This is a genomic window from Bradyrhizobium sp. 31Argb, from assembly GCF_043638955.1.
Taxonomy (GTDB): domain Bacteria; phylum Pseudomonadota; class Alphaproteobacteria; order Rhizobiales; family Xanthobacteraceae; genus Bradyrhizobium.
This window is the reverse complement of sequence record NZ_JBEGDB010000025.1, coordinates 1-12,606: the sequence shown is the minus strand read 5'-3', so window position 1 is coordinate 12,606 and position 12,606 is coordinate 1. Positions and strand designations below refer to the sequence as shown.

Annotated in this window: 13 protein-coding genes; all 13 read right to left on the bottom strand. The window is 61.8% G+C overall.

Annotation, left to right across the window (positions count from 1 at the left end; translation table 11 throughout):
• Positions 1-10: 10 nt before the first annotated feature.
• The 13 genes from AAFX91_RS07415 to AAFX91_RS07355 all read right to left on the bottom strand — a co-directional run bounded on the left by AAFX91_RS07415 (position 11) and on the right by AAFX91_RS07355 (position 12,515).
• On the bottom strand, positions 11-676 hold the full coding sequence (locus AAFX91_RS07415; RefSeq protein WP_282526989.1) for an urease accessory protein UreF: 666 nt from the start codon (positions 674-676) through the stop codon (positions 11-13).
• Between the two features lie 3 nt (positions 677-679).
• Positions 680-1,210, bottom strand: a complete 531-nt coding sequence (gene ureE / locus AAFX91_RS07410) for an urease accessory protein UreE (protein WP_394566015.1) — start codon at positions 1,208-1,210, stop codon at positions 680-682.
• 33 nt (positions 1,211-1,243) lie between these two features.
• Positions 1,244-2,263 carry an alpha/beta fold hydrolase gene (locus AAFX91_RS07405; RefSeq protein WP_394566014.1) on the bottom strand — a complete coding sequence of 340 codons (1,020 nt, stop codon included), beginning with the start codon at positions 2,261-2,263 and terminating at the stop codon, positions 1,244-1,246.
• 89 nt (positions 2,264-2,352) lie between these two features.
• Positions 2,353-3,390, bottom strand: a complete 1,038-nt coding sequence (locus AAFX91_RS07400) for an aliphatic amidase (protein ID WP_394566013.1) — start codon at positions 3,388-3,390, stop codon at positions 2,353-2,355.
• Between the two features lie 76 nt (positions 3,391-3,466).
• A complete protein-coding gene (gene urtE, locus AAFX91_RS07395; protein ID WP_130578429.1) occupies positions 3,467-4,162 on the bottom strand; it encodes an urea ABC transporter ATP-binding subunit UrtE in 696 nt (231 codons plus the stop codon).
• Complete coding sequence (urtD, locus tag AAFX91_RS07390) at positions 4,162-4,911, bottom strand: urea ABC transporter ATP-binding protein UrtD (RefSeq protein ID WP_394566012.1); 750 nt, start codon at positions 4,909-4,911, stop codon at positions 4,162-4,164. Before urtD ends, urtE begins: the two co-directional genes overlap by 1 nt.
• A 3-nt stretch (positions 4,912-4,914) precedes the next feature.
• Complete coding sequence (urtC, locus tag AAFX91_RS07385; protein ID WP_394566011.1) at positions 4,915-6,063, bottom strand: urea ABC transporter permease subunit UrtC; 1,149 nt, start codon at positions 6,061-6,063, stop codon at positions 4,915-4,917.
• Positions 6,064-6,065: 2 nt separating this feature from the next.
• Positions 6,066-6,959 carry an urea ABC transporter permease subunit UrtB gene (urtB, locus tag AAFX91_RS07380; protein ID WP_394566010.1) on the bottom strand — a complete coding sequence of 298 codons (894 nt, stop codon included), beginning with the start codon at positions 6,957-6,959 and terminating at the stop codon, positions 6,066-6,068.
• 58 nt (positions 6,960-7,017) lie between these two features.
• Complete coding sequence (locus tag AAFX91_RS07375; protein WP_394566009.1) at positions 7,018-8,274, bottom strand: ABC transporter substrate-binding protein; 1,257 nt, start codon at positions 8,272-8,274, stop codon at positions 7,018-7,020.
• 255 nt (positions 8,275-8,529) lie between these two features.
• Positions 8,530-9,138 (bottom strand): ANTAR domain-containing response regulator, encoded by a 609-nt coding sequence (locus tag AAFX91_RS07370; protein WP_130582701.1) that lies wholly within the window; start codon positions 9,136-9,138, stop codon positions 8,530-8,532.
• A gap of 24 nt (positions 9,139-9,162) precedes the next feature.
• Complete coding sequence (locus AAFX91_RS07365) at positions 9,163-10,323, bottom strand: transporter substrate-binding domain-containing protein (protein ID WP_130582700.1); 1,161 nt, start codon at positions 10,321-10,323, stop codon at positions 9,163-9,165.
• A 363-nt stretch (positions 10,324-10,686) separates the two neighbouring features.
• A complete protein-coding gene (locus tag AAFX91_RS07360; RefSeq protein ID WP_394566008.1) occupies positions 10,687-11,199 on the bottom strand; it encodes a flavin reductase family protein in 513 nt (170 codons plus the stop codon).
• An 8-nt stretch (positions 11,200-11,207) separates the two neighbouring features.
• On the bottom strand, positions 11,208-12,515 hold the full coding sequence (locus tag AAFX91_RS07355; protein ID WP_245476694.1) for an LLM class flavin-dependent oxidoreductase: 1,308 nt from the start codon (positions 12,513-12,515) through the stop codon (positions 11,208-11,210).
• Positions 12,516-12,606: the final 91 nt, after the last annotated feature.

Below are 12,606 nucleotides of genomic sequence, written 5' to 3'. Positions count from 1 at the left end.
TATCTCACTCTCAATTGGCGAACAGCCGCAGGTCGGCCTGCGCGTGGCGCGCCGCGGCGACGTCGAGGAAGGGCGCAAAGCTTTCGAGTTCGAGCGGCGTTTCGTTCATCGTGAGCTGCTCGATCAGCGGCAGGCAATCAGCCAGCACCTCCTGCCCCTGCAGCGCACCGACCGCGCCAAGCCGGATGGCGGCGGTGATCAGGCCCGAGGCGACGGTGTAGCCGGAGGTCAATTGCGCCAGGTTTTCGTCGAGCCCGACCGAGGACCACACCGCGCCCTGCATAACCGCGATATGGCCGAGGCATTCGCCGGAGCGCACTACATCGCGCAGGATGGCCGCAAGATCGTTGCCGATCCGGGCATGCGACGCCAAAAACGACGCTCCGTTGCGGCGCGAGCCTACACGCAAGCTCTCGACCAGCGTCGAGGCCTCCACCTCGCGATCGACAGCGGCGATGACGGCGAGATCGCCATTGCAGCGGAAGGCGCGCAACAGCGCGACCCGGTCATAGCTGGCCCAGCGATGCTTCAGCGCCGCCGCCACCAGCCGTTTCAATTCGCGCGCGTCCAGCCCGTGGCGCAGGGCGACGATGCCCTCAATCCCATAGGAGAAGGCGAAGGAGCCGCTGGGAAACGCCCCATCCGCCTGCCATAGCGCGCGCAAGGTCGACAGCATCGTTTAATGACTTCGATCGTGCTGGTTGACGTGATGCCCGTCGTGGCCGTCCTCCGATGCCGCATGATCCGGCACGTCTTCCTCCTCGTCGAGCACGCTGATGCCCACACGGCGCGAGGCGACCATGTCCTCCAATCGCGCGATGTAATCCTCCGGTCGGCCTTCGAGCGCCACGAACAGCACCTCGCCGCCGAAGCGCACACGCCAATGCAGATTGCCGACGTGATAACCGAGCTCGATCGCATCGGCGATCGAGCGCGGCTCGAGCTTCAGCCAGCGTTCGGTCGCCGCCCGCACGACGATCGCGCGGTCGTTCTCCAGCACGAGCACCGCGCCATCGAACAGTTTCTGGTGGCGCGGCAGTGCGATCGCAAGCTCGACGCCGCCGCGGGTGGTGATCAACAGCCGCCGCCGTGCCAGATCCGCCACGGGCACGTTGACGATATCGACTGCGCCGCTGTGCTCGAGCCGATGCAGCTCCTCGGAGAATTCCGGCTCCAGCCGGCTACCGAGCACGCGTTCGATGCGCAGCATCGCAGTCTCCTTCCCACATCGTGCTGCAGGCTGTCACTTCGCCAGCAGCTCCTTCAGCTTGGCGTCGATGAAATCGACATCCGCAGGATTGGTGCCGGGACCGCCCGCGAAGTGGCCCCAGATCGAGGGAACCGGAACGAACTCGGCGTTTGGCATGTGCTCCACTTCGGACTGGCTGTCTTCCGGCGGAAAATAGAGGTCGGTCTGACCAGGCATGACATAGGCCTTGGCCTTGATCGCGCCCAGCGCCGCCTTGAAATCGCCCTTGTAGATTTCGTTGTCGCTGATATCGCCGTTCTGCCAGGTCCCGAGCATGGTCAGGAGATTGTTGGGATCCTTGGGCAGGAAGAAACCTTCCCAGAATGCGACCAGGAAGTCTTCCAGCGAGGAGTAACCAAGCGCCTCGAGATCGAGCTTCTCGCGATAGAATGCCTGGGAGAATCCCCAGCCGGCATAGACGCGGGCCGCGGCACGCAAGCCACGGGCGGGCTTCTCGGTGTACCAGCCTTCCTTCCAGACTGCGTCGGCGGTCAGCGCCGCCTTCACGCCTTCGAGGAAGACGGAATTGTGCCGCGAGCATTTCGCCGAGCCGCAGAACGGCGCGATCAGGTCCATCATGTCGGGGTAGAGCGCGCCCCAGTGGAAGGTCTGCAGCGCGCCCATCGACCAGCCGGTTACAAGGCGAATGTGCTTGATGCCGAACTTCTCGGTCACCAGCCGGTGCTGCACGCGCACATTGTCGTAGGCCGTCACCTGCGGAAAACGTGGGCCGTTATAGGGCTCGGGCGTGTTGCTCGGCGATGACGAAAGCCCATTGCCAAGCATGTTCGGAATGATGATGAAGTATTTGCTCGGGTCGAGCGCGCGCCCCTCCCCGACCAGCCACTCATTGTCGTAGTGCTGGCCCGAATACCAGGTCGGATAGACGATGACGTTATCCTTCGCGGCGTTCAGCGTGCCGAAGGTCTTGTACGCCAGCCTGCAGCCGCGCAACGTCGCGCCGCGCTGCAGCCTGACGTCGCCGAGGTCGTAGATCTCGTAATCGAGAGTCATGACGGCGCATCCTCTCTTATTTCATGGTTTCTTTCATGGTCTCGCGTGCGCCGGCCGACTGTTCGGCCGGCGCCGCATCATACTCCAGTTCAGCGATGCGCGACCTTCTTAGCTGGGATGCCCTCGATCGGACATTCCTCGGTGCCGACGGTCGAGCGGGTGAAGGATTCGACCATCTCGCGCGTGCCTTCGGGATCGGCGATCCATTTCGCATAGAAGTCGTAGGGGCAGGTCGCGACGCCGCGGTCGCCGTCACCGGAATTGATCATGCCAGTGTAGCCGCGATGAACCAGCTTGAAGAGATGATTCTGCGACTGGCCATTCGCGCGCGCGTCGCGGATCAGCGACTTCGAGAGCTGGGCATATTGCACGCCGTAATCCTCCTCGCCGCATTCGCCGAGCGTGCGGCCGTCGAAGCCGATGATCGCCGAATGGCCGAAATAGGAATAGACGCCATCGAAGCCGGCGGCGTTCGCGACCGCGACATAGACGTTGTTGGCCCAGGCCATCGCTTTGGCCATGATCACCTGCTGGTCCTTGGCCGGATACATGTAGCCCTGGCAACGCACGATCAGCTCCGCGCCCTTCATCGCGCAGTCACGCCAGATCTCGGGATAATTGCCGTCGTCGCAGATGATGAGCGAAACCTTCAGGCCCTTCGGCCCCTCGGAGACGTAGGTGCAGTTGCCAGGATACCAGCCCTCGATCGGCACCCAAGGCATGATCTTGCGATATTTCTGCACGATCTCGCCCTTGTCGTTCATCAGGATCAGCGTGTTGTAGGGCGCCTTCTTCGGATGCTCCTCATGCCGCTCGCCGGTGAGCGAGAACACGCCCCAGACCTTCGCCTTGCGGCAGGCTTCGGCAAAGATCTCGGTCTCCTCGCCCGGCACGACGGACGCCGTCTCATACATCTCCTTGGAGTCGTACATGATGCCGTGGGTGGAATATTCCGGGAAGATCACCAGATCCATGCCCGGCAGGCCAGTCTTCATGCCGACGATCATGTCGGCGATCTTGCGGGCGTTGGCGAGCACCTCCGCCTTGGTGTGAAGGCGCGGCATCTTGTAGTTCACGACGGCGACGCCCACCGTGTCGTTGCTGGAAGTAATATCACCGTGCAGCATATCGCTCTCCTTGCGGTTTTCTGGTCACTGGTTCTTGGTCCTCACGCACCGTTGCCTGCCCCCCGCGACATCCAGCTCACACCGCCATGTGGCGGTGAACCAGCGTGTCGCTGAGCTCGCCGATCTCGCCCGACGCCACCACGCGCCCCTTCTCCATCATCGCGAAGCGATGCGCGGCGCGGCGGACGAACGATACGTTCTGCTCGACCAGGACGACGGTGAGCCCGACGTCCCGGTTGAGGCGGATGATGACGTTCTCGATCTCCTCGACGATCGAGGGCTGGATGCCTTCGTTGGGCTCATCCAGCAGGATGATCTTCGGATCGGCGGCGAGCGCGCGCGCGATCGCGAGCTGCTGCTGCTGACCGCCGGACAGCACGCCGCCATTGCGGTCGAGATTGTCGATCAGATAGGGGAACAGCTCGGCCACTAGCGGCGGGATCTCGCGCTTGCCGTCGCTGCGGGCAAACGAGCCCATCAGGATGTTCTCGCGGATCGAGAAGTCCGGGATGATCTCACGGCCCTGCGGCACATAGGCGATGCCCGCCCGCGCGCGCTGAAAGGTCGGCTTGGCGCCGAGGTTGTCGCCATCGAACCTGATCTCGCCGCCCATCCGGTCGGTCAGCCCCATCAGCGTCTTCAACAGCGTGGTCTTGCCGGTGCCGTTGCGGCCCATCACGGCGGTCACCTCGCCGTCGGGCACGTCGAGGCAGACATCGTGCAGGATGTGGCTGCGGTCATAGAAACTGTCGACATGGGCGAAGGCGAGCATCACGAGATCCCCTTCGATCCCAGATAGGCTTCGCGCACCTTCGGATTGTTCTCGATCTGCTCGACATTTCCCTCGGCCAACACCTGGCCGAGATGCAACACCGTGATGCGCTCGGCGATCTCGCGCACGAAGGCCATGTCGTGCTCGACTACGATGATGGTGTGACGGCCCCTGAGGTTGTTGACGATCTCCGAGGTCTTGTGCGTCTCGGCCTGGGTCATGCCGGCGGTCGGCTCATCCAGCAGGATGATCTTTGGGTTTTGCGTGATCAGGAGGCCGAGCTCGAGCCACTGGGTCTGGCCGTGGCTGAGATAGGCGGCGATGCGGTCCTGCTCCTCGATGAGGCCGATCAGTTCCAGCACCTCGTCGACATTGCGCTCCGCCTCCGCGCCGAAGCCGAAGCGCAGATTGGCGAACACGCCCGGCTTCTTGCAGCTCGCCACTTCGAGATTGCGACGGACCGTAAGCTCCTTGAACACGCTTGGGATCTGGAACTTCCGGCCGATGCCGGCGCGCGCGATCTTGTGCTCTTCCCAGTTGGTGATGTCGGTATCGTGCAGATAAACGCGACCGTCGGTCGACTTGGTCTTGCCGGAAATCAGGTCCATCAGCGTGGTCTTGCCGGCGCCGTTGGCGCCCAGCAGCACGCGCAACTCGCCGTCGTCGACCGTCATGGTCACGCCGTTGACGGCCTTGAAGCCCTCGAAATCCACGCTCAAGCCGTCGATGGTGAGTGCCGCCTGCGCCATCGCCTACTCCGCGAGCTGCGACGAGGTTTCGCTCACCTGCAACGCCTGCGGAGAAGCCGCGGGCTTGCGCGCCAATAAGCGGTCGATGAAGTCATGCGCGAGCCCGGCAAGGCCGCGCGGCAGATAGAGCACCACCAGCACAAAGATCAGGCCGATGATCGCTTTCCAGGCTTCGGCAAAGCCTTCGGTCTCGCTGACGGTCGCCGAAATCGTGTTGATCAGGATCGCGCCGATGCAGGCGCCCAAGATCGAGGCGCGGCCTCCGACCGCCGCCCACACCACCATGGTGATGGAGAACGTCAGGTCCATGAAGGTCGGCGAGGCGAACTCCGACACGATCACGTAGAGCATGCCGGCAAAGCCCGCGATTGCCGCCGAGACCGCGAAAAAGAAGGTCTGGTAGGCCGGCACGTCGAAGCCGAGATAGCGCGCCCGGTTCTGGTCATCGCGCACCGCCTGCAGGATCAGTCCGGAGCGCGTATCGATCAGGAGCCGCGCGCCGACAAGGACCAGGCTGAGCGAGACCGCGACGAGATAGTACGTGGGAACGATGTAAGGGTCGAACTCGAGGCCCGCGACATTGAACCAGCCGAGATCGGTAAGCCCGTTGAAGCCGTTGGTGACGGGCTGCGAGTCGATCACCACCAGACGAACCAGCAGCACCAGCGCCAGCGTGATGATGGAGACGAACACGCCGGAGATACGCTTGCGGAACACGATGGTGCCGAGGATCGTCGCGAGCAGCACCGGCAGGATCAGCCCCATCGCAACGCCGAACCACTGGCTCTGGAACGGCAGCCACAGGAATGAGGCCTTGTTAATGCAGCAGAGCTCGGTCGGCGCGCCCGGCTCGGCGTTCCACAGCATGAAGTCCGGGACCGGCTTGTCGGAACCCTGCTGCAGGCTGGTGGTGCTCGCGAGCTTCAGCGACATCGCCAGCATGTAGGCGCCGGCGCCGAAGAACAGGCCCTGGCCGAGATTGAGGATGCCGGCATAGCCCCAGGACAGCGCGACCGCGACGCCGAGCATGCCGTAGACGAGATACTTTGCGGCCCGGTTCAGCCAGAACGCATCCATCACCAGCGGCAGGAGCATCATCAGCACCACGAACGCGGCATAGATCGCCCAGTCGATCTTGCGTTTCACCGGCATCGTCAGCGCCCCTTCAGGGCAAACAGCCCCTTCGGCTTGAGCACGATGATGGCGATGACGACGCCGAACACGACCGCGCGCGCCAGGATGTCGTTGGTCGCGGCCGCGACGAGGCCGTTGATCTCGCCGAGGATGCCGGCTGACAACACCGAGCCGAGCAGACTGCCGACGCCGCCCATGACGACGACGAGGAAGCCGTCGACCACCATCGACGTGCCCATATCGGGAAACACCGTCTTGAAGCCCGACATCATCACGCCCGCAACGCCCGCAAGGCCTGAACCAAACGCAAACGTCAGCGCGTTGACGCGGGTCACGTCGATGCCGCAGGCCGCCGCCATCTTCGGATTGCGGATGATGGCGCGCACCTGCGTGCCCATCGAGGTGCGATAGATGATGAACCAGGTCACGAGCGCGAGGATCACGGTCACCAGGATGATGAAGGTGCGGTAGCGGTTGATATCTGCGCCAAGGATCGAGAACGTGCCCCGCAGGAACGGCGGCACGGCAACGTTCTGCAGGCCCGGCCCGAGGCCCTGGACGTGGATGCCGAGAAACGACAGGCCGAATTCCAGCCGCACCGCCTGCTGGATCAGGATGGCGATGCCCCAGGTCGCGAGCAGCGTGTCGAGCAGGCGGCCGTAAAGCCTGCGCACCACGACGCGCTCGATCAGGAGGCCGAGCAGCGCGGTGACGATGAAGGCGAGCGGGTTCGCCACGAAAATATTGGTGCCGAGCCAGATGCCCGAGAGCACCGTGACATAGGCGCCGACCATCACCATCTCGCCATGGGCCATGTTGATCACGCCCATCGCGCCATAGGTGATCGCAAGGCCAAGGGCGACCAGAAGCAGGATCGACCCGAGACTGAGACCGATAAAAAGAACTTCGAGCATGCCACCGTCCCACCCTCCACCGCGCGCAAGCACGCGCGGCGGAGGCTGTGTGCCTCGATCAGGTTTTCAGCTTGGCCGTATCGAGCCCCTTGCCTGTGCAGAACAGGTTGGTCGGGGTCTCGCCATAGGCGACATAGGGCAGCGGCACGACCGGCTCCTTGTAGGCGTCGATGATCTTGCCCTGCCCGTCCGGGAGCCACTGCGCGATGCGCGGCGTGAGATAGGTGTGCAGGTTCTCGGGATCGATCTTCACATGGCCGTTGGGCGCATCGAACTCCTGTCCCTTCACCGCCTCGCGAATCGCGACCGGTGTGATCTCGGCGGCTTTCTCGGCCGCCTGCTTCCACAGGAAGGCCTGGAAATAGGAAGACTCCAGCGCGTGGTGGGTCACCGCCTTCGGATCCTTCACGAAGGCGCGGTAGCGCTCGACAAAGGCCTTGTTGCGGTCGGTGTCGATCGCTTGGAAATACGGGAACGAGGTGTAGCTGCCGACCGCATATTCCGCGCCCATCGCCGCGATCTCGATCTCGGAGGTCACGGTGGCGCAGATCGGCAATTTATCGTGGGTGAGGCCCTGGTTCTTGTATTCGCGGTAGAAGGCGACCACGGAGTCACCGACCACGTTGGACAACACGACGTCGCAGCCTGAGCTCTTGATCTTGTTGACCATGGAGCCCCATTCGGAATGGCCGAGCTCGAGATATTCGTCGGCGATCCATTCGCCGCCGTTCTTCTCGATCAGGATCTTCGAGACCTTGGCCATCTCGCGCGGATAGATGTAGTTCGATCCGACGATGAAGAATTTCTTCTTGCCAAGCGTCTTGATGATCCAGGGGATGAAGTTCGAAAGCTGCTGGTTCGGAACGGCGCCGGTGTAGACGACGTTCTTGGAGCATTCGAAGCCTTCGTAATAAGTCGGATAGAAGTAGAGATTGTTGCGCTTCTCGAACACCGGCAGCACCGCCTTACGGCTCGCCGAGGTGTAGGAGCCGAACACGGTCGGCACCTTGTCCTGGATGACAAGCTTCGAAGCCTTCTCGTTGTAAGTCTTGGGATCGGAAGCGCCGTCCTCGACGATCGCCGTGATCTTCATGCCCTTGACGCCGCCGGCGGCATTGATCTCGCTGATCGCCATCAGCGTCGCGTCATGCAGCGATTTCTCGATAATCGAAAGACCACCGGTCAGAGAGAACAACACGCCGACCTTGACCTCGCCTGCCGCACGCGCGCCGGTCTGAAAGACCCCAGGCGACGTGATCACCGTACCAGTCGCGAGCAAGCCATTCCTCAAAAACCTCCGTCTGTCGATCGCCATACCTATGCTCCCCGTGTGTCCAGGCGCACCAAGCCGTTCGCGCCGAAGCGCGTTGTTTCGAAGCCAGAAAAATCCCAGATCAGGACGCTCCCCCGAAAACGCTAATGCGTCGGCGGCGGATATCGACCCCACAAAGCAACAAAGCCCGACAGACCCTCGCGGATCTTTCGGGCTTACCTAGCCTGAGCCGAACCAGCAGCATCGATGGTCCAGCAAAAGTCGCGAGAAGGATTTCCTCTCGCGACACCACAAAAGCTAATCACCTTTCAAACGGTATTGCAACAGCTCATTTGCGTGGATGATCGCGGCCGCCATCTCGTCCATCGACAGACGTTTCGACATCGCTTGTCTGCGGATCGTCTCGTATGCTTCCGCTTCGTTCAATCCCTGGCCATCCATCAGAATGACCTTCGCCTTCTGGATACGCTGGATACCGGCGAGCTTGCGCTCAAGCTTGCGCACGCGTTTCTCGGCCTCGCGCCGCTCGAGCCACAGACTGCGCGCGATCGTCAGATTGGTGAGCAGGCCGAACGGCCTGATCGGTCGCTCGATCACTGCGACTGCGCCGGCTTCCAGCACAAGCTGGAGCGTGGATGGATCCTCGTAACTGACCACGGCGATCAGCGTCGGCCGGTGGTTTGCATCCGACTTCAACAGCCGTTGGATTTCCTCGCGCACGTCGTGCTCGATCGCAAGCAGCACGATATCGGCGCCTTCCGCCCAGCAATCGGGCACCGGCCACTGGGTCTCGACCATGCACCCGATACGGCGCAGATGCTCGACCAGCCTGGTGCGCTCGGTGTCGGCCGGATGCACGACGTGAACCCGCAATCCCCGCAAGTCCCGAAGAATTTGGATGGCCACGTCCAGTTCTCCGTTACGGGATGCTTATGAGTGGAGCACCGGCAGCTCGACTGACCAATCGTCGAGGCTCTGGACGACACAGTAGGGATCAGGCTTCACCCGCACGCCGGGATTCCAGACCGTCTGGAAGCGGCCATGCCGGTCGAGCCGGGCGATCCGCGGCCACAGGAAGGTGTGGTTGTTCTCCGGATCGACCCTGACGCGGCCCTGCGGGGCATCGAATTCGGCGTCGCGCAAGTTTCCGAGCACCTGTTCGGGATCGTCGGAGCCGCATTTCGCGACCGCGCGAAACGCCAGATGAAGCTGGAAATAGGCGGCCTCGGCGCAGGCGGTGACGGGAGCGTCGGCACCGTACTTCTCCTTGAAGCTGGTGACGAAGCGCTTTGCCGCCGGCGAGGAAAGCGTCTCGAAGAAGGGAGCTGCGGTGATGTGGCCTTCGGCAGCTTCGGCACCCATTTCCGCAACCTCCGCTTCGCTCGTGGTCAGGCTCGCGATCGGCATGCGCGCCGAATCGAAGCCGGCCGCGCGATAAGCGCGATAAAGCACGGACGTGCCGCTGCCGACCACCGTGGAGAAAATGACGTCCGGCGAGGTCTTCTTGATGCGGTGGATGACCTTGTCGAAATCGTCAGGGGTCGGACGCAGCGGCACGTAGATCTCGTCCAGCACCTTGCCCTTTCCCTGCACCACGAAATCGGCCATCACGCGGTTCGATTCATAGGGGTAGACGTAGTTCGAGCCGACGAACAGGAATCGGTTGTAGGCCGACAGCAGGAATTTGGCGAGTTGCAGCGAATTCTGGTTGGGCGCAGCCCCCGTATAGATGCAGTGGCGCGAATATTCGAAGCCCTCATACAAGGTGGGATAGAACAGCAATCCGCGATGCGCCTCGACCACCGGCAGGACCGCTTTGCGCGTGCTCGACATGTAGCAGCCGAACAGAAGCCTGATCCTGTCCACCTGGAACAGCCGCTCGGCGAAGGCGCGAAATTTCTTGGGATCGGAGGCAGGGTCGTACAAAATCGGCTCGATCGGCCGTTCCAGAATGCCTCCTCTCGCGTTGATTTCCTCGATCGCCAGCAAGGTGGCATTGAGCTGCGTCCGCTCGATCGTCGATGTGACGCCTGTTTGCGAAAACAGGACGCCGACACGCCATGCACCGGCATTATTCTCCATCAAACCCATAATGATGCAAACTGCTCCAGGTTCTCGGCGACTTCATTGTCCAAGGGGAGCAGCTTATTACCGATCTGTTCGAAAAGGAAAGTGGCTGGTTTGCCAGAAATGCCTGGTGCATTGTTCGTGCTACTCTCTCGACTGTAGGATTATCGACGTGATGAAATCGTCCAAATCCAATTCGCGGACACATTATTCTAACCAGAGACCGTCACGCGCCACCACCAAGCGTAAGGAATTGTAGGTTGGCGTGCGAGATCGTAGCCCGTGGTTGCGAGCCCGCTACGCCGCGAAGCCCACTCGGCGTCCAATGTGGAGCTTTGGTCCGCTTTACACACCAGGAGCGAACGAACCGCAGCTTCTTACTCGCACTCAAGGAAGCTCTTTCTCGAGGCTCGCAAACCGGCCACTCCAGTAAAGCAATGGCGAAGCTCCTGTTTCCCAGGCCGACACAACCCGCCCCACGAAGATCGAGTGCGTTCCCGATTTCGTTTGCGATTCAAGCTGGCATTCCAGGCTGGCCGCGCATCCTCCCAGAATTGGCACTCCTGTCCGCCCCTGGTGATGCTCCACGCTCTCGAGCGGCTCGTCCGGTCTCGAGGCAAAATGCTGCGCCAACGGCAACTGGTTCGACGCCAGCACATTCACTGCGAAAACACCTGCCTCTTCGATCAGCGAGTGCGAACGATTGGCCTGGTTGATGACGACAAGAATGCAAGGCGGCGAGGCCGAAACGCTACAAACGGCGGTTGCCGTCATCCCGTTCGTCACGGAATTCGCCCGGCTCGTAATGACGGTCACGGTCGAGGCAATGCACCGCATGGCCGCCCTGAATTGCTCGGCATCGACCGAGGAAAGTGACAGGCGTTTGTCGAGTTCGGACATCTGCCGTCCTACGTTGCGACCAAGCCGAGGTGAGATCGCAAAGTCCCCCCCTCATATTCGCTCCGAAAGAGCCCATTCTTCTGCAAGACAGGGACGACCTTCCCGACAAAATCCTCGAAGGTATCAGGAAGAAACGCGGGCGAAACCACAAACCCGTCCGATGCGCCTGACGTGACAATTTCCGCCATCTGCTCGGCAACATCCTTTGCGGTCCCGACCAGCCTTGGGCACATGACGCCCTGGCCATAGATACGACCGGCGTCCGCGATCGTGATGGATTTTCCAGCCGCGATGCTTTTCAATGCCGCCAGATTTCCCTGACTTCCCGACGACTGAAGCTGCTCGACACTCTCCTCCAGCGAGAAATGAGAGAAATCGGCATTGGCGTGGGCAGCGAGGGTCGAAAGCCCGACCAGCGGGTTGACCAGCGAATCGTGAAGATCTCTCTTTTCTTCCGCTTCGGCCCGGCTCTCGCCGATGAACGGCATGATCGCCATCAGTACCTTGCTGGCATCGGGCGTCCGGCCCGCATCGACAAGCGCGGTAGCGACGTCGCTCTTGAACGCTCGCATGCGTTCCAAGCTCGGCTGGAGCGCGAAGATCACCTCGGACCAGCGAGCCGCAAAAGCCTTGCCCCTACCGGACGATCCCGCCTGGATGATGACGGGCCGTCCTTGCGGACTCCGCGGAATGTTCAGAGGCCCCCGCGACTGAAACCACCGTCCTTTATGATTCAGGTAATGAACCTTGCCGGGATCCGCATAGATTCCGTTTTCGCGGTCGAGCAGCAGGGCATCCTTGTCCCAACTGTCCCATAGGCCAAAGGCGACCTCCATGAATTCGTCGCCACGGTCGTATCGATCATCGTGCCCGAGATGCGGAACGTCGCCATAGTTTAGCGCCTCGCCGTCGTTCATGGATGTGACGACATTCCACGCCGCGCGGCCAGCGGAGATATGGTCCAGCGTCGCGAACTCGCGCGCGATGTTGTAGGGCGCATCGTATGTGGTCGAGCGCGTCGCACCGAGGCCGATACGGCTCGTCACCGCCGCAATTGCGCCGAGGATCGGCACCGGATCCATTCGCGTCGCATCCTGATCTGCATGGCGGATACCGGTCTCATGGCTCGCACCATATCGATCCGCAATGGCCAACCGGTCTGCGAAGAACATGAAGTCGAACTTTCCCCGTTCCAGCAGCCGGGCAATCCCGACGTAGTGACCGAGACTGAGAAAGTCCGTGCGATGCTTAGGATTTCTCCAGATTGCGTGGCTATGAACCACCGGCCCGGCGATCAGAAACCCGCAAAGGTGCATCCTGCTTGTTTTCGGTGAGCAACCGGCGACATGGGTAACACTTCAAACCGACGACATGGGTAACACAATTCTCGTTTCGTTCAGGTCTGCT